A 20,297-nucleotide genomic window follows, 5' to 3' on the forward strand; every position below is an offset into this window, starting at 1 on the left:
CACTGTCGTTTAGTTCCAGGGTGTCGTCGTTGTGGCAGGGTGGTGTTGCGTGAGGCGCTTGCTCAAGCCTGTGAAGCTGATTGCGTCGGCGTGGTGAACGATGTGATCGATCATGGCGGAGGCGATGACTTCGGGAGCCCCTCGCGTGCGCCGTTTGCTTTTAGGAAAGCTCGAAGCGTACTCCTCAGGTGTCCGACCAGGTCCCGCGGCCTGGTGCTCCCACACGTGACCGTGCTCCTCAAGGCGCCGCAGAATGTGTCGTGGCTAGCGTCACACTGCTCTGCCCTTTTGGGCGCTCATATTTATGTAACTGATATTACAATATGTGTTGTGACGAAAAATATTAGTTGGGTGTTGATACTGCTTCAGTTGCCGTCCGAGCCTTCCCGGCACCGGGTCGCCGTGTGGCGAGAACTACGAAAAGCCGGCGCGGTGCCCGTGTCGCCGGGCACCTGGGCGCTCCCGGCCGGACCATCCTTTCAACCCGCACTGGATCGGGCGGGTGAGTTGACCCGGAACGGGGCCGGCACGTTCGCTGTGATCGACGCTTCTCCGCGTGACGACGCCTCCACCAGCTTGATTCGTGATGCCTTCGCCGCCGCCCGGGTCGACGAGTGGACTGAATTCATGGCCGATTGCGGGAAGTTCGAAGCCGAGATCGCACGCGAGTTCGCCAAAGCAAAATTCACCTTTGGAGAGCTGGAAGAAGAAGAACAGAGCCTTGACCGGCTGAGGCGCTGGTTCCGCGACTTGAAGAAGCGCGACGTCCTTGCACTGCCCGAGGCCTTGGCCGCCGAAGAGCACCTTCGAACCTGCGAGAGCGTGCTCGACGGATACGCCGAACAGGTGTATCAAGTCATGCGCGGGAGCACCCCGGCAATCGACACGCCCCCTGAATCTGCGAAAACCGGAGCTGCCCGATGAGCGCATTAACGGCTTCCTCCGATCCCCGCGGTCGCCTGGCCCGCCTGCCGCAGCTGCGACGATGGATCAGCGTGCCATTACTCTTGGTGCTGGTCACCCTCATCCTGGGTTTCGCGGTCAAACTGAATCCCCGCCTGTCCGGAGCAGAATTCCGCATCGATGAGCTACTGAGCCGGGATCACATCGCTGTCGGAAACGCGATCGCCTTGACGATCGACGCAGTGTTGTCCCCGCCGGGGATCATCATCATCCTGCTCGTGCTGTTCGTCTTCCTCCTGGTCGTGCGTCGCTCGCCGGTGAACGCGTTCGCCGTCACGTCAGTGGCCACGGTCGGGTGGCTCTCCAGCGAGGTATTCAAACTGCTCGTGGCGCAGCCCCGGCCGGATGAACACCTTCTGCACAACCCCCTCATCCCTTCGGACGGTTCCGGCAGCTTCCCAAGCGGCCACACCACGTTCGCCGTCGCGATCGCTATCGCGATCTACTTCCTCGCCCGTGGTACTCGCTGGGCTGCCCCGGCCGCGATCGTCGGACTCGGCTTCGCGCTCCTCGTCGCAGGCTCTCGCCTGTATCTGGGCGTGCACTATCCCAGCGATGTTCTCGGATCCTTCCTCGTCGCACCCGCCGCGATCTGCCTCTACACCGGATTGTGGAACCGATACGGAATGCGCGTACTGAACTGGATACCATTCCTGGATCGCATCGGTCCAATTCCGTCACGGCTTCAGCCGCGTGACCGTCCTGCAAGAAGGACAGCTGCGCCGGAAGGGCTCTGATGCCCCGCGGCACCCCCGCCGCTCTCGGTCCATCGCCAGCACGCAAAGTCGTTGCTCCCCTATACTTAGCGGGATTCACGACCGCGTTCGGCGCGCACGGAATCGCCGCCGCTCTCGGTGTCGAAACCGGCGACATCGGACTAAGCATCCTCACCTTTGGGATTCTGCTGGCCGTCTACGATCTGGCCGAAGTAGTCCTCAAGCCCGTATTTGGTTCCCTTAGCGACCGGATCGGTTCCAAACCCGTGATTATCGGCGGTCTGATTGCTTTCACCGCCGCGTCGTTCTTCGGAATCTTCGCGGGCACTCCGATTCTGCTGGGCGTGGCTCGCCTCGGTCAAGGAGCGGCAGCAGCGGCATTCTCGCCGGCATCATCGGCCGCCGTTGCCCGACTAGCCGGACCTGGTGCCGTGGGACGATACTTCGGCAAGTACGGCTCATGGAAAGGCCTCGGCTATGCCCTCGGCCCCCTGATTGGTGCCGCATTGGTCGGGCTGGATGGCCTCCGCGCACTGTTCATCGCGCTAACGATCCTCGGCGCCGCGACCGCAATATGGGTCATCGTCGCTGTCCCACGCCTCCCCGTCCTTCCCCGCCCCCGATACACGCTCCGGGATCTGGCCAAGCAGACCGTCGACCGGTCCTTCCTCATCCCGACACTCGTACTCGCGGCCAGTACCGGCGCTCTGGGGGTCGCGGTCGGATTCCTCCCCCTGCTGGGAACCACGCTCCACCTCGGGCTGTTCGGCAGTATGGGCGCGGTGACCGTGCTCGCGATCGCCTCCACGCTCACTCAGCCTTTCGTGGGCCGGCTCCGCGACGACGGCCGCATCAGTACACGAGCAGGTACCACGGTCGGCCTTTTGCTGATCGCTACTGGAATCGGTGCACTCGCTGTTATCCCCACGCCGGCCACCCTCTACCTCGCCGCACTGACCATCGGCACGGGGATTGGTCTGGCCACCCCGCTGGCATTCGCACACCTAGCCGCCACCACACCAGCCGAGCGGATGGGACGCACGATGGGCAACGCCGAGCTCGGTCGCGAAGTCGGCGACGCCGGCGGCCCCCTCCTCGTTGGCGCAATAGCCAGCATCCTAACCCTGGGTGCTGGGCTCGGTGTACTCGCTCTCCTCACGGTCGGAGTTGCCTCACTCGGCGGCATCGCGCTGCGCACCAACGCCACCCAAGAAAGGGGTCTACCCGTTTAAGTCGATTGGCCGAGCCAATCACACGGGCGGACTGCTGCGCCAGATCCTGAGAGATACTCTCACGCAGAGCCAATTCGATCGCTGGATGAACCCGCGACGTGCGGGACAGTACTCGTCAGATGTGCCCGCACGCCTGCTTCCGGCCCATGGATAATCGACCGCGGCGGGGTGCGAGTCGCCGGTGGCCTGCGAGCCTTCAGTCGGCACGATCAACGACGCAGAACCGATTGCCCTCGGGATCCGCGAGGATCACGTAGTCAGCATCTGCTGGCCGCTTGTCACTAAGAATCTCGATCGCGCCGAGCGCCAGTAGTCGCGCGACCTCTGCTGGCTGGTTGTCGGTGTACAAATCGAGATGGATGCGAGGCGGAATCTGCGCCACGGAAGTGTGCAGGTCAAGCGAAATATTGGGGCCGCTCCCTACCCGCGGTCGCAGCACGGCGAAATCGCCGCTCGGCTCATCCTGCGGGACGTAGTCGAGCGCCACAGTCCAAAACGCGAGTTGGCGACGCAGGTCGTCTACGCGCATAACAATCGAGCCCACCCGGATCATGTGATGAACCTACCCCACTGTCGAAACAAGACAATGGATGATTTCCGCAAGCCGGGCGCTCGCCGGGACATTGAGACGGCAGATGGACATCAGCCCATGGGTCGCGTTGCCAGGATGGCTCGTGCTACCCGATTCGAGCCACGCGACCGGACACTACGGTACGACCCGAAAGGTCTGCGAGGTCCCGTCCGGCAGCGGTATGGGTGCCGAGCTGCAATCGAGTCGTTCTGCGATCGCTGAACAGACGTGCAACTTAGTTCTGATCCATCGGCACCAGGGCCGAATCTACGCATTGGTCGAGGACAGCATCCAAGCCATCCTCGGCAACCTGCCATTGCGTGAGCCACACATCAGTATCGTGCGGATCCTCAATCGTTCTCGGCTTTTTGTGTGCAAAGCGAGCCGGGTTATTTGCACCAGTGCGGTAGGAATCCGTTGATGCTGCGGTTGCTGACACCGGTGCTCAGATCTACGAAGGTGGTCATCATCGCGGAAGAGCCAGGCAGAGTCGGGTATTGATCGCTTTCTCCGTCGCGAGGGAAGGTCTCCACAGCCACATATTGACCGTTCGGGGATACGCAGAAATCCCTAATTTCGGTGCCCTTTGAAGCTGGCACGTAGACGAAAGAACTGCCTCCATGGTCAGAGAGAGCCAGGAGTGGGCGGGATGTTCCATCAGTGTCCCACGCGTAATACAGGCGGACGAATCTGCCGTCCCGGTTGAGGACTTCAAGCTTTGCGGGGATGGCGTCACCGAGCTCATCATCGACGGGTAAATCCAAAGGCGTCACGGTACTGTCGCTGAGATCTATTGACGCGCCTTGGGTCGGATCAGCAACCACCAGAGAGTTTGTTCCCGGGATCAGGCCCCTCATCTCGACATGCTGCCCGAGGGGAACTATGTCACCCTCAACAGTCACGTCGATCAGATACAGGGCTCCTTCCAGACCGTGCGCCACCAGCGATGTGGTGTCGGGAACGAAAACGTAATCCGTTACCGGTAGGGGCTGCTGGTCTACCCCAACAACTGCTTGTGGCACTGCTGTCTGCTCGTTGACGTCGTATGTGTAGAGAGTGTCAGCCGGATGCTCGTCCCCAGCAACTGGCACATCCGTTAGCGTGAAACCAATCAGGTTTGTCGTGCGTGATGTTTGAAGATCTTTCAAAACCGTGTTGGAGGGCAGCACAATTTCAAGCTCGGTCTCCTCTGTGAGAGAAAACAATGTCAGGTGATTAATATTTTCCTGATCCAACGTCACCACGGCGAGATGCCCCGGAAGCACCGCGAATTCTTGTATTCGTTCCGCCGTGAATAAGGCTCGCCCCGCACCAGTTCCAAGTAGTGTGTCGCGCCGTATTTCGTCCGGTCGCTTCGTGCCATCACCGGTGGATCCTGAGTCTCGATGCAGAGTGTAAAGGTCCACATCGTCGGTGGTGAAGTCATACTCAATGGATGACTGAGCACCTTGGAATAATCCGATTACCGGGTCGATGTTGACCCGGTAATCGGTGTTGTAGTTGAGGGCGTCTTCGAAGGTGATGGTTACGACTGTGCCGTCTACGGCGACCGATACCGGGACCTTGGGGGTCACCGTGATCTGATCCCGGTTGATGCTGGATATCGGCTGGTCGGTGTTGAGCAGCAATCGTTGCCCCGGGTGAGCGATGACACTTCCGAGGTTGATGGCCGCCGATTCTAATCTGGGTCCTCGCGTGGTGTTGAGCAGTGCCAGTGTGCCCGCCAGCAGGGCTAGGACGATGACGGTCGTGAGCAACATCCGCGTGAAGTCCCGGCCGGATCGGGTGGAATCAGTAGACATAAGGCTGTTGGGGTTGGTCGACGGCGGCTAGGACTTCAGGAATGATGACTATTCCCTCGGTGCTGGCGACGCTTGGATTCGCGGCCAAGCCGCCAGAAACGCCCACCCAGCTGTCAAGGGGAAATTCGTCCTGCCACCCCGGCCGGTACACCGGTACTCCCACGGGCTGGGCATCGACCACGCAGTGGCTCACGACGAACCGTGCCACGTAGAACACGTTCTGCGGATCATCCGTGTCGGGCGTCACGAATCCGGTGAGCTGGGCTTTCTTTCCGGCGTAGAACTCGGCCCCGGCGCCTTGCCGCATCAGTGAGGCCCAGTCTTTCACTGAAAACTTCGACGCGTCCCCCCCTGTCAACTCAGCCGAAGCTTCCTCGGTCAGAGCTGCTGCGGACCCGTTTAAGTCGCGCTGCTCCAATGTGGTTGTCGTCAGGGTTGTGGGCGGCAGAACCAACAGTGCTACCACGGAGGCCGCGATCACTACGACGCTTGCGCCTCCCCAAAAACGCTTGCGCCTGGTTTCGGCTTCGTGATCGTGATCGTGTTCCTCATCTGGGGACAGCGCGAATGACACGATAACGACCACGGCGGCCACGACCGCCATGATGATCGAAAAAGCAAAATACCGGGGATGGATGTAGAGGCCCAATTGACCAGTGACGCCCAGCCACACCGTCGCGACAATTCCGATCAAGCTCAACACGGCTCCTCGCCATCGAGCGACCAGACGGCTAAGCGACATAATTCACCGCCAGCCCCAGCACGGCCGAACAGAGTGCTACAACGCTAGTAATTTGAATTAACGTTCGCGCCGTGAACGTGGTTCGCATTAGAACGAGCATTTTGATGTCAATCATCGGGCCGAAGACCAGGAAAGCCACGATCGCGCCGGGAAGGAACGTCGCTCCAAACGACAGCACGAAGAACGCGTCCACGTTAGAACAGATCGATACGACGAAGGCCAGTACCATGAGCGCCAGGACGGACCACACCGGATTGGTGCCCAGAGTAACCAACACCTCACGGGGTATCCCCACCTGGATCACTCCGGCAATGGCGCAACCGATGAACAACGCCGGCATCATCGCGCTGGTTTCTTTCGTGAATAGACGAACACTGCGCTGCAGTTTGCCGGCAGCCGAGTGCTGTTCCCCCTCGCTGGCGCAGGCCGCCTGGAACTGCGACGTGAGCAGTGTGTCCTGCCGGGGGTGACGGCTATATATCCAGCCGATGAGGTTTGCAATCAAAAACCCGCCAGCGATACGACTGACGAGGATGCCGTTATCCCAGCCGAACGCTTGATACGTCGTGATGATTGTGATCGGGTTGAGAATTGGTGCGGCAAGAAGGAATGTCATCGCCTCGGCGACCGTCAGGCCCTTTAGAATCAGGCCGCGTGTGAGCGGTACGTTTCCGCATTCGCACACAGGTATGAGAACGCCGATCAGCGAAACCGCAAACCGCCGCAATACTCCCCGACGGGGCAGGTGGCGCAGCAGAAAGCCTTCCGGAAGCCAAACCTGCACGACGACAGACAGAAAAATGCCCAAGAACACAAACGGTAGCGACTCGATAAGTACGCTGACCGCGAGTGTGACGAAGTCCTTCGCGGAGTCCGACATCCCTGCTGCCAAAGACTGGGGTGCCGACATGCGAAGTACAGCAAGAAGAGCTACTACGGCGAGCCCCAGGAGCAAGCCCTTCAGCCTGCGACGTCGATCCCCGATTCTTTCACTACCCCGTTGAACAGCTGTGCTTGGACCCGCCGAACCCAGATCGGTCAACAGCACGGACTCTTCTAGATGATTACCGATAGTTCTACTCATTTCATCCGCGAAGCGCCTGTCCTGAATCGACCGACGTTAGTCAGGATTCCGACCCCATACTCAATTAGGTGCAGAGTCAGCCTCTCACAAAGTATCGTGCCAACCGATCGCGAGAGACCACGTAGCGAAATGACGTTCTTTCGGGAATGTGACTTGGGAGCATTGAGCTAAGTGCCGCGCTGCTTTGGAGCAGGTATCCGTGTCTTGTATGGCATGTTTTTTGACGCACATTGGTCATGAGACGCCGCCAAATGATTGCACCGGGTCGATGTGTTCGTCCAAAAAGGGTGACTGTCCCGGGGCGTTTTGCGAACGATCGATACCGAATGCCACACGACACAAGACCTTAGCGTGGGATATTCGACCGATTCAAAGTGCACCCCACTAGACCGTCCCGCTCCAGGCTGCGGGCACGAGCGTCCACAGAACTTCGGCAATTGAGGGGCCCATGTTGCGCCAGCTGTGCAGCTCGTGCCCTGAAAAAGTCAGGGTGTCGCCAGCCGATAGGCTCACAGTCTTGTCGGAGAAGCGCACATCCACTTTCCCGTTTATAACGTGTACCACCTCGACGTCGCAGTTGATTGTGTAGAGCTCGTCGCCACCGTCCGCCCCCGGCTGCAGGGTAGAGCGCAGCACCTGCACGTGCGATTGCCCGCGCGGAGTGATCATGCGCTCGACGGCACCGCGACCACCCATGTTGATCAGCGGTGCGTCCGCCAACTTCACCACCTCGGTCTCAGCCCCTTCAAAAAGCGAACCGATCGGCAAAGATAGCACCTGGCATATTGTGACCAGCGTGGCGACGCTGGGCGAGGTCTCGTCCCGTTCCACCCGGCTGATGAACCCTTTGGTGAGGTTCGTGGCAGACGCGAGCTGTTCGATGGTGAGCCTCTGGGCCTGCCGGCTCGCCCGGAGACGCGCACCGACGCGAACGCGATCTTCGGACGGAGTCGGGTGCACAGGTCTCATGTCACTCCTTGCGATTCACGCCAGTGGGACTTATATCTTGACAGGCAGCAGGTATGCCTTCAGAATCGGATGCAGTAAAAGTTCTCTAATAGACACATATTGTTGCATATCGGTACTACATCTATAGCGTCACGAAAGCAAGGAAGTGACCATGGTCGAGAATGAGCAACCTGTCAGGCCGGTCGACGCGAGTCTGGTGCCCCGGTTCGCCGGTATCGCCTGCGTCCCACGTGGCGTACGAAATCATCTCTGCAATGAGCCCCACCAAATAAGTCGACCCGCTCAACTAAGAGGACAAAGATGTCTAGCGCAACCACAACAGTTACGACTCGCGATAGCGTGATCGAGCACCGCTCCATCGACTACGTGCCCCGCTCCGAGCGGCACGGGAAGGTGTGGCACCAGGGACCGTTCTGGTTCACTGGCAACTTTGTTCTGCCCACTATGGTGACGGGGTTCATCGGGCCGGTGATGGGTTTGAGCACCGGTTGGAGCATCCTGGCCGTTGTACTGGGCGCCACATTCGGAACCTTCTTCATGGCCTTCCACGCAAACCAAGGGCCACGAATGGGCCTCCCACAGATGATCCAATCCCGCGCTCAGTTCGGTAGCCGTGGCGCGATCGTTCCTTTTACTGCGACGGTCTTCGTCTACATCGGCTTCATGGTGTTTGACACGATTCTCGCGACGGAGGGTCTTCAGCTCATCCTGCCGGGTGAAAAGATCGTCTGGTATCCGATTCTGATCGCGGTATCAATCGTCATCGCCGTTGTCGGGCACGACCTGTTGCACTTCGTGCAGCGGTGGCTGACCTACCTGTTGGTGATCGTGTTTGCCATCCTCACCGTCCTCGCTATCGTGCATTTCAGCGGTGTCGGCGATACGGCAGCTTCCGCCAGCACGGCGGGTTGGGACGGCACAGCATTCCTCGTACAGTTCTCCCTGGCCGCCGGCTACAACATTAGTTATGCCGTGTACGTCTCGGACTACACTCGTTATCTGCCCGAGGAAGTGTCGGCGCCCAAGCTGATCTCCTGGGTGTACGTGGGGGCTGCCGGGTCGGCAATCTGGCTGATGTCGCTTGGCGCACTGCTCGCCAGCAATATTCCCAACGCGGATGCGATTGGCGCGATCAAGCAGATCGGTGATCTGCTGTTCCCGGGTTTCGGCACCTTTGCCGTGCTGGTCTCGACGGTTGCGCTGCTGTCGATCATGGGGGTCAACGCTTACGGTGCGATGCTCACCGGGGCGAGCGCCGTTGACGGCTTCCGGCAGGTTCGCCCTACCGTGAAACTGCGCATTATCGGCTTGGTCATCGTCGGGCTGGCAACGCTGGCGATCGCCTTGCTGATCCCGGACGACTATTTGGGCAGCTTTAGCGACTTCGTGATCATGATGCTGTACTTCCTGGTGCCGTGGACTGCGGTCAACCTGGTGGACTTCTATCTCGTGCGACACGGCGAATACGCGATCACCGAGATCTTTAAGTCGAAGGGCATATACGGGCGCTGGGCATGGCGCGGAGTCACCGCCTACCTGATCGGTTTCGCCGCAATGATTCCGTTCTTCTCCACCACCTTTTACGTCGGGCCAGTCGCCCAGACGCTCGGGGGCGCAGACATATCATTTGTGGTCGGATTGGTCGTTTCCGGTGTTCTCTACCTGCTCTTTTCGCGCAGCATCGACCGCACGGCGGAAGCGGAAGCACGCAGGGAAAGCGAACTGGAACTCAAAGAACCTGTCGAGTAAAGGCATTTGATTATGAGTGAAACAAAAATCGTGGTCGCCTGCTGCCAGCTTTCGCTGGCGGTGGGCGACGCCGACGGTAACCGCGCCAAGGTCCGGTCTGCAATCTCCGACGCGGCGCGCGCCGGCGCGCGCGTGGTGGTGCTCCCTGAGCTCGCGAACACCGGATATATGTTTGCAGACATCGATGAGTTGCGCGCGGCAGCCGAACCATTAAACGGCCCGACCATCACGGAGTGGGCGAATCTGGCAGCCCAATACGGGCTCATCATTGTGGGAGGATTCGCGGAATCAGGCGACGGCGACCTGGTCTACAACTCGGCGGTACTGATCGACGAATCTGGTGTGCGCACGCGATACCGTAAGGCGCACCTCTGGGATCGAGAGAAGGACAACCTGTTCACCCCCGGCTCCGACCTGCCTCCGGTGGTGGACACGGCGGTGGGCCGCATCGGCGTCATGATCTGTTACGACCTCGAGTTCCCGGAGTGGATTCGCATGGTCGCCCTCGACGGCGCAGAGTTACTCTGCGCTCCGGTCAACTGGCCGCTGTACCCGGCTCCCAACGGGGAGCGGCCCACCGAAATCGTGAAAATTCAGGCTGGGGCAACGGTCAACCGCATGTTTATCGCGGCTGCAGCCCGAGTAGGCCAGGAGCGCGGCCAGGCCTGGCTCGGCGGCAGCGTGATCGTGGACGCGGATGGTTTCCCGCTCACCGAGATTCAGCTGGACACAGAGACCATAGTGCTGGCAACAATCAACCTGGCGGACGCCCGCGATAAGGCGATCAGCGAGCGGAACAACGTCCAGACCGACCGACGCCCCGAGCTGTACTCCCGGATTGGAAAACCTCTCTAGGTCTCTCCATAGCTCGTCCGTGACGACGGTAGCGATCGTGCAGCATCCGCTGGCTGTTCTCGACCTGGTGGAATCTCTGCGACGGGCATCGTAGTACGTAGCCGATGCCGCCGCCCGCGGTGCGCAACGCATCGTATTTCCTGAAACCTTCGTTCAATGTCACCGCGACGAGCGATCCGCTCGTGTGGCAGGTCGAGGAGCGGTTCGAGCACGCAGCCGCCTTTGAAACTCATCAGGAACGTGTCGCCAGCAGCGAGTGGGGTCAAACTATCTCAGGCATCGAACGCCGTTACTCCGTGACCGGACTTTAGCCCTTCACCCGTGTCAGCAACTTATCCGGCACCGGGAACCCGACTTGTCCCGGTCAGCGTTCCTCTTTGCGCAGCAGACGCGCGAGCATTCCGCGATAGTCCTAGTGGCCGAAGCAGGGAGCCAAGGAAATGAAAAACTCGGGACTGCCGAGACGAAGGATCGACTCTAAAATCGACCATCTGATTTGACTTGTTGATGGTACTCATCGTCAATTAGTTCCCGTCAGCGACAGAGCGCCTGGCCCGATGAGTTCTCCCGTGTGGACTGGCCGACCAGATGCTGCGAGCAGCAACGCTATTGCGGTGCCGCGTACCTCTTTGCCAACACCTTCGTCGAAGACCGTATCTGTTGCGATGATGCGTAGCCCTTCAAGGCGTTCCTTGCCTCCACCGAGTTTGACGCTGGTCTTCGCTTGGTATCGGAGTGCAATAGCCACCTCGGCGACCGGATACTCATGGTCGATGCCGAGAGGGCGTCGGATGTCCTCTCCGTGCGCGAATACCTCAACCAACCGAGTGACTAAGGGTGCTGGTGCACTCGTTGTGCGGCTGCGGACACCCTGGAAGTTTGCCAGTGTCTGGGTTGGATCGGTGGACCGCTCCCGTGCAATCCCCGCGGCGTTGATTCGATCGAAGTCGAAGCCAGCGGCAATCATCCTGCTGACAAACCCGATACGAGTGGTCTTGGCGTCATAGACGCGGTGAGCCAGAACGGCATGGATATCCCACCCGGGGCCCAAGGATGGCGTTGTCCACTGCTGTGTGTTCAATGCCTTCAGATCTTGAATCAGTGCGTCACGTTCCTTGTGCACTATTGCCCATATCTCATTCATAGAGCTTCCTCGGTAGGTTCTAAGAGCCTCGTAGTCATTCAAACGTGTTAACGCCAACTGAAAACAGGGCCAGAAACGCCAACTGAAAATAGGGCCACCAACCATCATGGAAGGTGATCAAATTGGATGATTGGGCAGAGATTCGCCACCTGCATTCGACGGGAAAGCATTCGAAACGGGAGATAGCCCGGCTGGTCGGAGTGTCCCGGGGCACGGTGGATCGGGCGTTGGCAGTGGATCGGTCGCCGACGTATCAGCGGGAGCCGACAGGGTCGAGTTTCGACGCGTTTGTCGGCCAGGTGCGGGTGTTGCTCGCGGTGACGCCAACGATGCCGGCAGCGACCGCGGCCGAGCGGGTGGGTTGGTCGGGGTCTCCGTCGCTGTTCCGGGCCAAGATCGCCGAGCTGCGGCCGGAGTATGCGGTGCCGGATCCCGCGGATCGGCTGGTGCACCCGCCCGGGTTCCAGGTCCAATGTGATCTCTGGTTCCCGCACGAAGACCTGCCGTTGGGTCATGACCAGGCTGCTGCACCGCCGGTTTTGGTGATGACGTCAACGTTCTCCGGGTTCATCCAGGCCCGCATGTTGCCCTCGCGGACGACGCCGGATCTGCTCGGCGGGATGTGGTCGTTGCTGCAGGAGGCCGAGGCCGTTCCCGCCCGGTTGACGTGGGATAACGAGACCGGCATCGGGCGTGGGAAGCTCACCGAGCCGGCCGCCGCGTTCGCCGGTACTCTCGGCACGCAGATCAAGCTGCTCAAGGCCCGCGATCCTGAGTCCAAGGGCATGGTCGAGCGGATGAATCGCTTCTTCCGGAGCCGCTTCATGTCGGGGCGCGCCTTCACATCTCCCGACGACTTCAATCAGCAGCTGGCCGGCTGGCTGCCATCGCGAACAACCGTCTCTCCCGGTCGCGACGAGGGCGGCCGGGAGACCTGGTCAGCATCGACCGGGCGGCGATGCGCGGACTTCCGCCGATGGCGCCGGAGGTGATGTTCCGCAACAGCGTCCGGCTCCCAAGGGATTACTACGTTCGCGCGTTCAGCAACGACTACTCCGTCGACCCCGCCATGATCGGCCGGGTCGTTGACGTGGCCGCGAGCCTGGAGCGCGTGAGCGTCCATCACGACGGGGTACTCATCGCCGAGCATCGCCGGAAATGGGCCCGGCAACTGACCGTCACCGACCCGGCACATGTTCTCCGCGCGGCCGAGCTGCGCGCCCAGTTCCAAGCCCAACGCGCGCGCCGGCCCACGGTCACGGGCGTCGTCGAAATGGCCTCACTGGTCCGCTACGACGAGCTCTTCAGCGTTGACATCGACGCCGCGCCGACCGTGTTGGCGGTCGCGTCATGACCGGCTCGGAAGCGGCCTCGCAGATCGAGTACTACGCCCGCGCATTGCGGGCACCGCGGATCAGTGAAGCGTTCCGGCGCCTGGGCGACCAGGCCCGCGACGCGGGTTGGTCCCATGAGGAATACCTCGCCGCAGTGCTCTCCAAGGAGGTCTCCGAACGCGAGGCATCCGGGGCCGCGCTGCGGATCAAGGCCGCTCGGTTCCCGGGTCACAAGACTCTCGAGGACTTTAACTTTGATCATCAGCCCTCCGCCGATCGGAACCTGATCGCGCACCTGGGCACGAGCGTGTTCCTCACCGAAGCGAAGAATGTCGTCCTCCTCGGGCCCCCCGGGACCGGGAAAACACACCTCGCCGCCGGCATCGGGATCAAGGCCGCTAAAGCGGGCCACCGGGTCCTCTTCGACACCGCGACGGGCTGGGTGACTCGACTCCAAGAGGCCCACTCGAGGGGAAACTCGCCGCCGAACTCATCCGGCTGCGCCGTTACAGCCTGCTAATCGTTGACGAGGTCGGCTACGTCCCGTTCGACCAGGATGCCGCGAACTTGTTCTTCCAACTCGTGTCTTCCCGCTACGAACACGCCTCGCTCATCATGACGAGCAACCTGCCCTTCGCCCGCTGGGGCGATGTATTCGGCGACCTCACGATCGCCTCCGCGATGATCGATCGCATCGTTCACCACGCCGACGTAATCAGCCTCAAAGGCAACAGTTACCGGCTCAAGCAACACCAACCCGCCGAGACTACGGCACACTAGACCCACACGAGAGTGGCCCTGTTTTCAGTTGGCAGAAGTGGCCCTGTTTTCAGTCGGCGTTAACAAAACGGCCCTGCCGGGTCGGCCTCAGTCGGACGGTGCTCGCAACCCAATGGCGGATTCAACCGGTCGTCGCCGCGATGGGCTTTTCTGGCTCTGACAATAGTCGTTGCATGGCTCGAGCGGGTGTGCCGCCGCCCAGTGTTTTGCGGGGTCGATTGTTGAGTTCGAAAGCGACTTCGAGTAGCCGCTCGGGCGAATGAACGGATAAGTCGGTGCCTGTGGGGAAATCTTGGCGTAGCGGCCCGTTGGTGTTCTCGTTGGTGCCCCGTTGCCACGGCGTATGTGGATCACAGAAGTAGATAGCCATCGTGATCTGCCGGTGCTGGGCCAGCTCGGTTACCTGATCCCGCGCCAGAGTCATGGCCAAGTGCTCGGGGAGGTCTTGATGGCGGCCGACAGCCCATCGCTGCAGTCCGTGTCGAGCCTTGAGTGATCAACACCCAGAACCGCGCCTGTTTCTCCACCAGTTCATACTTCGACCATACGTACAACGCCTCACAAAAAATCGAGTGATGCGACGACCAGTTGAATCCGCCTTCCCCTTACGGTGACGGGGGAAAAAACTAACCGCGATGTGTTCGAGGGTCCGTGCGGATTTCGCGGTCGATATCAGCGTCAATGGCTGCCCTAGGATCAGGGAATGATTCCACCCGACAACGCCACACATTCTGCGCGGCCGCCGGGTCGCGTGGGATCGCCTGCATTCAAGTTCGTGCGAGATTTCGTTGTCATCGTTGTAGTGGCGATCCTGATCTCAGCCCTTCTTAAGACGTTTGTCGTTCGTTCGTTCTACATCCCCTCTTCTTCGATGGAGAGCACGCTCCAAGTCAATGATCGAAACATCGTAAATGAGCTCGTTCCCAATCTGATACCGATTGAACACGGTGACGTCGTCGTCTTCACCGACCCGGCAAACTAGTTACCACCGCAGCAACCCGCCCCGCTGAATCTTCTGACCGCAGTGGATGCCGCGCTGACCGCCATGGGACTGAGTACAGGCGACAGTAACAACCGCCTCATCAAAAGAGTCATCGGCATTCCCGGGGACACCGTGGTCTGCTGCACGACGGCCGGGCAGCTCAGCATCAACGATGCGATTGGTCCGCCGTCAGAATCTAGACTGCGCGCGTGGCATCGGCCGTGTGCGGCGCGCGCCGTATCCGATGAGAGACCACTGCGGCGACGAGCAGCATGACTGCAGCCGCCGCCGTCGAGGAAGCGACGATCGTTTCGGTGAAAGGGGTCATGTCATGGGATTGGTAGCCGACGATCTCGGGCGCGATCGTGAAGTTGACGAGCATAAGTCCCGGCAGGGTAGACCCGAGCAGCATCACGCACGCGACGGATGCCGGCCACGACTTGCGCACAAAGCGCACCCCTAGGACGATCAGGCCGACGAAACCAACCGCGCTCAGCAGCAGCTGCACGGGCAGGTACTGCAGCGGGGTCGGCATTCCAATCACACCGGAGACGAGTGCATGAGCTCCGGTAAGGGCGAAGGACGCGGCAGTAATGCTAGCGAGCATGCGGGTGGCACGGTCGCCGTGAGGCCCGGCGCCACGAGCCAGCGCCAAAATTCCGAGTGCAAGGAGAAGGAGTCCGACGCCGAAGACTTGCGCGGTGGTACCGAGATTTTCCCACGGGTCTGCGGGGTAGTAGTAGTCGAAGAGGTGATCTTCGATGGTGCCGTCGGTGCGCGCACCGGCGAAGGACACCCATCGCTCCAGCGACGCGACGATCTGTAGCAGTGCCGAGACGAGAAAAAGCCCGGCAGCGAGGAGTAACCAGCCGAAGGCGGGGGCTCGGGAAGCGAAATGGTCAGGCGTCGTGCGAACATCAGGACCTGCAATGGCTGCCATGGGGTCAGCTTACCGAGACCCTACCTGTCGAGACGAGTAACACCAGATGAACGTCATCGCTGACCTGATACCCAACGTCGTTACGGCTACGACTACGACTACGGCGACCGCAATTGCCCGCGGAAATGGTGCAGCAGCACCCAGTGACGTCGGGGCGTTTACGAGCAGATCATGCTTGCGATGTTCCATGCAATGACATCCCGATGCGTTAGCTGCACCGACCAAACAAACGACGCTCACGCCAGCGGATCACGTCCTCGGCTGGCGTGTGGAGTTATCCGACAGCGAGGAGGTACATTCCAAGGCTAATCCAGCTGTCCCGGGCTGGCGTGCGCGGCTCCCCCGGCGACGTCTCGGCCGAATTGGGCCAACAGCGCAATGGTGACGTCAGCGGAGACCCTGGACTCGGCGGCGAGATTGTCGAGCGCGGTGCCCTCGGGCAAGAGTTCGGCGAAGAAATTGCGTCGACGCGCTGACCGGCTGCGGGTACTGATGGGGTCGAACGGCACCGATGCGGAGAGGGTCATGTTGCCGAGCCTAAAAGTCTCGGTGGCATGCCTTGCCGTGACGAAATCAAAAGTGCGACGGTCCGGGCCGACCAGATGCCCGACCAGCTCACCGGAGAGTTTCACGCGCAAGTCACCCACGGGGCTCGTCCAAACTGTCGTCGCGGGGCTCGTCGGCGCCGTCATCGACCTCCATGTACATTCGGATACCGGTCTCCCGGATGATCGCGAAGATGCGCTCGAGCACGAAGGTGTTCTTGCCCGATTCCAAACCCCAAATGTACTTCTGGTCTGTCTCCAGTCTCTCGGCGAGAAGGTGCTGCGTCAGACCGCGCACGAGGCGGCCCTGCTGCAGTATTCGGCCACGACCCTCGCGGCCCTTCACTTCTCCTCGTGCTGCCATGACGTTCTCCTAGCGACGGTCTTATTGCCTTCAGTCAAATTGATGGTGCTATCGCCGTCAAAGCGGGCGATGGTCATGTGCCCGTCAACATTTCGGCCGAGGTGGTCTAACCCGATCCCTGGCCGGGCTCTCGCCATGGCGCTCAACGAGAGTCCTGATCGACGCTGAACAGAATGACGCCCAATCCGCATTGGCTGGGGCACACGACTGCGATGGAGAGCTTTTCGGTGTGCCGATCATCGCCCAGTCTTTGTGCGTCCCCGTACATTGGGTGGCAGCAGTGATTGAAGGGACTGGATTCCGGGATGGACGTCATCAGCATGATCCTCTGGCCCGTGAAATGGATCGTGGAGCTGCTACTGGTCGGTTGGCACTGGTTACTCTCATATTTAGGTCTCGAACCGGCCGCCGGCATCACTTGGGTACTGTCGATCATCGGCCTCGTACTTGTGGTGCGCGCCGCTCTCATTCCTCTCGTCGCGCGTCAGATTAGGGGCCAGCGCAAGATGCTGCAGATTGCGCCGGAGTTGAAAGCGATCCAAGACCGGTACAAGGGTAAGAATGACCAACTCTCCCGCGAGGCCATGTCTCGCGAGACCATGGCCCTCTATGTCGCTGCCGGAACGAACCCGCTGACTTCCTGTCTCCCGCTCATGCTTCAAGCACCCGTTTTCCTCGCACTATTCTCAGTCCTCAACGACGCCCAGCAGGGAAAGGTCGGCATCGGCCTGCTCAATCAGACCCTCGCCGTGCAGTTCGGCAGGGCACAGCTCTTCGGCACCGCCGCTCTGCACGACTCCTTCGCCTCACAATGGTCATTGATGACGGCTGTCCGGCCATTCGAGCCATCCGTCTTGTGGATCGCCGCGACGATGGTCGCGCTCATGACGGCGTCACAACTCATCACACAACGGCAGATTACCTCGAAGAACCTGTCGCCGGAGAATAGGGCGTCTCCACTGTTTCGCCAGCAGCGGATCTTGACGTATCTGCTGCCCGTCATCTTTGTCTTGTCCGGAGTGGCCTTCCCCCTCGGTGTCTTGTTCTACTTCCTCACCTCTAACCTCTGGTCCTTGGTCCAGCACGTCATCGTCATACGGAGCATGCCACCGGCTGGCGCAGGACCGCCTACGTAGTCGCCTTTCAGCCGCGCTGCCAGGTGACTGAGGAACGAGCCAAGCTCGCTCGACGTCCCCTACCAGCGCCTACGCCAGCTAGAGGAAGGACAACGCGCTGACACGGACCCGAAAACCGGCTTCAGGCATGGCTCGACGACAGACACCGACAACCGAATCCAGCCCCAAAAATCGATTGACAACAATCGAAGCATCCACCCAGCGTGACGTGATTAAATGCGGCGATCGCTGGTGACCTGCGGTCGGAACTTACTGTGATTTGCGAGGGCGTAAGGTGTGGTCGTGAATATACCGCGGGCTTCGGCCGGGAGTCTCAAAGCCTGGCTCCTACAAGACAGTGGAGACCGGCAGGGCGTTCGGGTGGGCCCGCACGCGGCCACGGCTGACAAGACTCATTCATGGTGGCGTGTCATGTGCCTGACCGGTGTCGACTATTTCTCCACGTTGGGTTATCAGCCGGCGATCGCGGCTCTGGCGGCGGGACTACTCTCGCCCATCGCCACCATCGTGCTGGTCGCCCTCACCCTGTTCGGCGCGTTGCCGGTGTATCGGCGGGTGGCTGCCGAAAGCTTCCGCGGATCTGGCTCCATCCATATGCTGGAGAAACTGCTGCCGTGGTGGTCCGGCAAGATTTTCGTATTGGTTCTGCTCGGATTCGCTGCGACGGACTTCATGATCACCATCACCCTGTCGGCGGCCGACGCCACGGCCCACGCAATTGAGAATCCGTTTACACCGCCCTGGCTGCACGGCCAGGAGGTACCCGTCACATTGCTCGTGATCGCGCTGTTGGGGATTGTCTTCCTCCGCGGTTTCAAGGACGCCATCGGCATCGCCGTCGTCCTCGTCGTGGTGTATCTGCTGCTCAACGCGGTCGTTATCCTGGTCGCAATCGCGCATGTGGCCACGAATAATGTCCTGATTACGGATTGGTGGGCGGCGCTGACCGTGCAGCATGGAAATCCGCTCGTCATGGTGGGAATCGCGCTGCTAGTGTTTCCCAAACTGGCCCTGGGCCTGTCCGGATTCGAGACCGGGGTGGCTGTGATGCCGCAGATCAAAGGCAGCGCGACCGACACTGACGATGATCCGGCGGGCCGCATCCGCGGCACGAAGCGGCTCCTCACCACGGCGGCACTCATCATGAGCGCTTTCCTGATCACGTCCAGCATCGTCACCACACTTCTGATCCCGCAGGCTGACTTTCAGCCCGGCGGGCCGGCCAATGGTCGCGCTCTGGCGTACCTCGCCCACGAATTCCTCGGGCCACTTTTTGGATCCGTATACGACGTCAGCACCATCTGTATCCTCTGGTTCGCGGGGGCGTCGGCCATGGCCGGCCTGCTCAACCTCGTGCCTCGATATCTTCCGCGGTATGGAATGGCCCCGCAATGGGCCCGTGCCACACGTCCCCTCGTGCTGGTGTTCGTCGGGATCGGTTTCGTGATCACGATTGCCTTTCAGGCCAGCGTCGACGCTCAGGGTGGCGCGTACGCAACGGGCGTTCTCGTGCTGATGACGTCCGCCTCGGTCGCCGTCACCCTTTCGGCCCGGAGTAAAAGGCAACGCTGGCCGACCATCGGTTTCGGTGCCATCGCGGCAATCATGGCATACACGACCGTCGCGAACGTCGTCGAACGCCCTGACGGGGTACGTATCGCAGCGCTCTTCATCCTCGGCATCATGGTGACCTCCCTCATCTCGCGCGTACGTCGGTCCTTCGAGCTCCGAGCAACGTCCATCGTTCTAGATCCGTCTGCTCTCGATTTCGTGACCAGTGACGCCGAGGACTACGACGTCATCCGTCTCATCTCCCATGAACCTGACGAAGACACCGAAGTCGAGTACCGCAACAAGAGCCGCGATGAACACCGATTCGGCAACATCCCGGGCAACTCACCCATCATCTTCCTGGAGGTGTTGCCCTCCGACTCGTCAGACTTCGAAGAAGACCTCCTCGTACGCGGCGTGGTGAAACACGGGTACCGGGTCCTCCAAGTGACCAGCGGTAACGTGCCCAACACGATCGCAGCTGTACTGCTGGAGATCCGCGACCAGACCGGGACCATCCCGGAGATCTACTTCGAATGGACCCAGGACAACCCCATTTCCAACATGTTCAAATTCCTCATCACCGGCCATGGCGAGATCGCCCCGGTAACCCGCGAGGTCCTGCGCAAATCGGAACCCAAGGCAAAACGCCGCCCCCATGTGCACGTCAGCTGACCAAGCCAATGCAAACCCAACACCAAACGCCAACGCGCCACCTGCGGGACTGCCCCCGGTTTGGTTGACTCCTGACCTGTGGAGATTCGTCTTCACTGGAAAGATGTCATCATGCCCAAGCCCTACCCACCGGAGTTTCGCCGTGATGTTGTCGCGGTCGCCC

The 20,297-nt window shown here is 60.6% G+C and carries 19 protein-coding genes and 3 pseudogenes; 12 read left to right on the plus strand and 10 right to left on the minus strand.

The window, feature by feature from the left end; all coding sequences use genetic code 11:
* Positions 1-225: 225 nt before the first annotated feature.
* From E3T50_RS03530 to E3T50_RS03540, 3 genes are read left to right on the plus strand one after another with little or no spacing between them, the layout of a single operon-like run.
* On the plus strand, positions 226-924 hold the full coding sequence (locus E3T50_RS03530; protein ID WP_198417936.1) for a Chromate resistance protein ChrB: 699 nt from the start codon (positions 226-228) through the stop codon (positions 922-924).
* Complete coding sequence (locus tag E3T50_RS03535) at positions 921-1,700, plus strand: phosphatase PAP2 family protein (protein ID WP_241990738.1); 780 nt, start codon at positions 921-923, stop codon at positions 1,698-1,700. Before E3T50_RS03530 ends, E3T50_RS03535 begins: the two co-directional genes overlap by 4 nt.
* A complete protein-coding gene (locus E3T50_RS03540; RefSeq protein WP_134550611.1) occupies positions 1,700-2,911 on the plus strand; it encodes an MFS transporter in 1,212 nt (403 codons plus the stop codon). Before E3T50_RS03535 ends, E3T50_RS03540 begins: the two co-directional genes overlap by 1 nt.
* Before the next feature lie 196 nt (positions 2,912-3,107).
* Here the strand turns inward: E3T50_RS03540 and E3T50_RS03545 are convergent, their stop codons facing one another.
* The 5 genes from E3T50_RS03545 to E3T50_RS03565 all read right to left on the minus strand — a co-directional run bounded on the left by E3T50_RS03545 (position 3,108) and on the right by E3T50_RS03565 (position 8,079).
* On the minus strand, positions 3,108-3,464 hold the full coding sequence (locus E3T50_RS03545; RefSeq protein WP_134550612.1) for a VOC family protein: 357 nt from the start codon (positions 3,462-3,464) through the stop codon (positions 3,108-3,110).
* A 407-nt stretch (positions 3,465-3,871) separates the two neighbouring features.
* A complete protein-coding gene (locus E3T50_RS03550; protein WP_134550613.1) occupies positions 3,872-5,284 on the minus strand; it encodes an Ig-like domain-containing domain in 1,413 nt (470 codons plus the stop codon).
* The gene (locus tag E3T50_RS03555) at positions 5,274-5,987 is read right to left on the minus strand and encodes a TIGR03943 family putative permease subunit (protein ID WP_420898706.1); all 714 of its coding nucleotides are present in this window, start codon (positions 5,985-5,987) and stop codon (positions 5,274-5,276) included. The genes E3T50_RS03550 and E3T50_RS03555 overlap by 11 nt, the downstream gene beginning before the upstream one ends.
* A 28-nt stretch (positions 5,988-6,015) precedes the next feature.
* Complete coding sequence (locus E3T50_RS03560; RefSeq protein WP_241990740.1) at positions 6,016-6,906, minus strand: permease; 891 nt, start codon at positions 6,904-6,906, stop codon at positions 6,016-6,018.
* Between the two features lie 588 nt (positions 6,907-7,494).
* Positions 7,495-8,079, minus strand: a complete 585-nt coding sequence (locus E3T50_RS03565) for a helix-turn-helix domain-containing protein (RefSeq protein WP_134550616.1) — start codon at positions 8,077-8,079, stop codon at positions 7,495-7,497.
* Between the two features lie 300 nt (positions 8,080-8,379).
* Between E3T50_RS03565 and E3T50_RS03570 the strand changes: the two genes are divergently transcribed.
* From E3T50_RS03570 to E3T50_RS03580, 3 genes are all read left to right on the plus strand, one after another.
* Positions 8,380-9,828, plus strand: coding sequence for a purine-cytosine permease family protein (locus E3T50_RS03570; RefSeq protein ID WP_134550617.1), 1,449 nt, complete (start codon positions 8,380-8,382; stop codon positions 9,826-9,828).
* A gap of 12 nt (positions 9,829-9,840) precedes the next feature.
* The gene (locus tag E3T50_RS03575) at positions 9,841-10,683 is read left to right on the plus strand and encodes a nitrilase family protein (protein ID WP_134550618.1); all 843 of its coding nucleotides are present in this window, start codon (positions 9,841-9,843) and stop codon (positions 10,681-10,683) included.
* Between the two features lie 104 nt (positions 10,684-10,787).
* Complete coding sequence (locus E3T50_RS03580) at positions 10,788-10,994, plus strand: hypothetical protein (protein ID WP_134550619.1); 207 nt, start codon at positions 10,788-10,790, stop codon at positions 10,992-10,994.
* A 209-nt stretch (positions 10,995-11,203) separates the two neighbouring features.
* On the opposite strand, the gene E3T50_RS03585 is transcribed toward E3T50_RS03580, so the two are convergent.
* Positions 11,204-11,827, minus strand: a complete 624-nt coding sequence (locus tag E3T50_RS03585) for a maleylpyruvate isomerase family mycothiol-dependent enzyme (protein WP_134550620.1) — start codon at positions 11,825-11,827, stop codon at positions 11,204-11,206.
* A 122-nt stretch (positions 11,828-11,949) separates the two neighbouring features.
* Between E3T50_RS03585 and E3T50_RS03590 the strand changes: the two genes are divergently transcribed.
* The 3 genes and pseudogenes from E3T50_RS03590 (at position 11,950) to istB (ending at position 13,941) form a co-directional block, all read left to right on the plus strand.
* On the plus strand, positions 11,950-12,819 hold the full coding sequence (locus E3T50_RS03590) for a helix-turn-helix domain-containing protein (RefSeq protein ID WP_241990741.1): 870 nt from the start codon (positions 11,950-11,952) through the stop codon (positions 12,817-12,819).
* On the plus strand, positions 12,819-13,181 hold the full coding sequence (locus E3T50_RS16535) for a Mu transposase domain-containing protein (protein ID WP_420898707.1): 363 nt from the start codon (positions 12,819-12,821) through the stop codon (positions 13,179-13,181). The genes E3T50_RS03590 and E3T50_RS16535 overlap by 1 nt, the downstream gene beginning before the upstream one ends.
* A pseudogene (gene istB / locus E3T50_RS03595) lies at positions 13,178-13,941 on the plus strand (IS21-like element helper ATPase IstB). The gene E3T50_RS16535 and the pseudogene istB overlap by 4 nt, the downstream one beginning before the upstream one ends.
* Positions 13,942-14,062: 121 nt before the next feature.
* On the opposite strand, the pseudogene E3T50_RS03600 reads toward istB, so the two are convergent.
* A pseudogene (locus E3T50_RS03600) lies at positions 14,063-14,383 on the minus strand (IS30 family transposase); the annotation flags it as partial.
* Between the two features lie 261 nt (positions 14,384-14,644).
* Between E3T50_RS03600 and lepB the strand changes: the two are divergent.
* Positions 14,645-15,199, plus strand: a pseudogene (gene lepB, locus E3T50_RS03605) (signal peptidase I).
* Here lepB and E3T50_RS03610 read toward each other — a convergent pair.
* The 3 genes from E3T50_RS03610 to E3T50_RS03620 form a co-directional block, all read right to left on the minus strand.
* A complete protein-coding gene (locus E3T50_RS03610) occupies positions 15,120-15,863 on the minus strand; it encodes a hypothetical protein (RefSeq protein WP_134550622.1) in 744 nt (247 codons plus the stop codon). The pseudogene lepB and the gene E3T50_RS03610 overlap by 80 nt on opposite strands.
* 305 nt (positions 15,864-16,168) lie before the next feature.
* Complete coding sequence (locus E3T50_RS03615) at positions 16,169-16,510, minus strand: HipA N-terminal domain-containing protein (RefSeq protein WP_134550623.1); 342 nt, start codon at positions 16,508-16,510, stop codon at positions 16,169-16,171.
* Positions 16,503-16,772 (minus strand): helix-turn-helix domain-containing protein, encoded by a 270-nt coding sequence (locus E3T50_RS03620; protein WP_134550624.1) that lies wholly within the window; start codon positions 16,770-16,772, stop codon positions 16,503-16,505. The genes E3T50_RS03615 and E3T50_RS03620 overlap by 8 nt, the downstream gene beginning before the upstream one ends.
* A gap of 305 nt (positions 16,773-17,077) precedes the next feature.
* On the opposite strand from E3T50_RS03620, the gene yidC reads away from it, so the two are divergent.
* Both yidC and E3T50_RS03630 read left to right on the plus strand, forming a co-directional pair.
* Positions 17,078-17,908, plus strand: a complete 831-nt coding sequence (gene yidC, locus E3T50_RS03625) for a membrane protein insertase YidC (protein ID WP_134550625.1) — start codon at positions 17,078-17,080, stop codon at positions 17,906-17,908.
* A 411-nt stretch (positions 17,909-18,319) separates the two neighbouring features.
* Complete coding sequence (locus tag E3T50_RS03630) at positions 18,320-20,134, plus strand: APC family permease (RefSeq protein ID WP_241990743.1); 1,815 nt, start codon at positions 18,320-18,322, stop codon at positions 20,132-20,134.
* Positions 20,135-20,297: the final 163 nt, after the last annotated feature.

The sequence above is a fragment of the Cryobacterium gelidum genome (assembly GCF_004403985.1).
In the GTDB taxonomy this organism is placed as follows: Bacteria; Actinomycetota; Actinomycetes; order Actinomycetales; family Microbacteriaceae; genus Cryobacterium; species Cryobacterium gelidum.

What these genes read in the sequence shown, in the direction of transcription:
- E3T50_RS03535 (WP_241990738.1), top strand. Translation starts at nt 921, where the DNA reads ATGAGCGCATTAACGGCTTCCTCCGATCCCCGCGGTCGCCTGGCCCGC.
- E3T50_RS03540 (WP_134550611.1), top strand. Translation starts at nt 1,700, where the DNA reads ATGCCCCGCGGCACCCCCGCCGCTCTCGGTCCATCGCCAGCACGCAAA.
- E3T50_RS03545 (WP_134550612.1), bottom strand. Translation starts at nt 3,464, where the DNA reads ATGATCCGGGTGGGCTCGATTGTTATGCGCGTAGACGACCTGCGTCGC.
- E3T50_RS03550 (WP_134550613.1), bottom strand. Translation starts at nt 5,284, where the DNA reads ATGTCTACTGATTCCACCCGATCCGGCCGGGACTTCACGCGGATGTTG.
- E3T50_RS03560 (WP_241990740.1), bottom strand. Translation starts at nt 6,906, where the DNA reads ATGTCGGACTCCGCGAAGGACTTCGTCACACTCGCGGTCAGCGTACTT.
- E3T50_RS03565 (WP_134550616.1), bottom strand. Translation starts at nt 8,079, where the DNA reads ATGAGACCTGTGCACCCGACTCCGTCCGAAGATCGCGTTCGCGTCGGT.
- E3T50_RS03570 (WP_134550617.1), top strand. Translation starts at nt 8,380, where the DNA reads ATGTCTAGCGCAACCACAACAGTTACGACTCGCGATAGCGTGATCGAG.
- E3T50_RS03575 (WP_134550618.1), top strand. Translation starts at nt 9,841, where the DNA reads ATGAGTGAAACAAAAATCGTGGTCGCCTGCTGCCAGCTTTCGCTGGCG.
- E3T50_RS03580 (WP_134550619.1), top strand. Translation starts at nt 10,788, where the DNA reads ATGCCGCCGCCCGCGGTGCGCAACGCATCGTATTTCCTGAAACCTTCG.
- E3T50_RS03585 (WP_134550620.1), bottom strand. Translation starts at nt 11,827, where the DNA reads ATGAATGAGATATGGGCAATAGTGCACAAGGAACGTGACGCACTGATT.
- E3T50_RS16535 (WP_420898707.1), top strand. Translation starts at nt 12,819, where the DNA reads ATGTTCCGCAACAGCGTCCGGCTCCCAAGGGATTACTACGTTCGCGCG.
- E3T50_RS03610 (WP_134550622.1), bottom strand. Translation starts at nt 15,863, where the DNA reads ATGGCAGCCATTGCAGGTCCTGATGTTCGCACGACGCCTGACCATTTC.
- E3T50_RS03620 (WP_134550624.1), bottom strand. Translation starts at nt 16,772, where the DNA reads ATGGCAGCACGAGGAGAAGTGAAGGGCCGCGAGGGTCGTGGCCGAATA.
- yidC (WP_134550625.1), top strand. Translation starts at nt 17,078, where the DNA reads ATGGACGTCATCAGCATGATCCTCTGGCCCGTGAAATGGATCGTGGAG.
- E3T50_RS03630 (WP_241990743.1), top strand. Translation starts at nt 18,320, where the DNA reads ATGTGCCTGACCGGTGTCGACTATTTCTCCACGTTGGGTTATCAGCCG.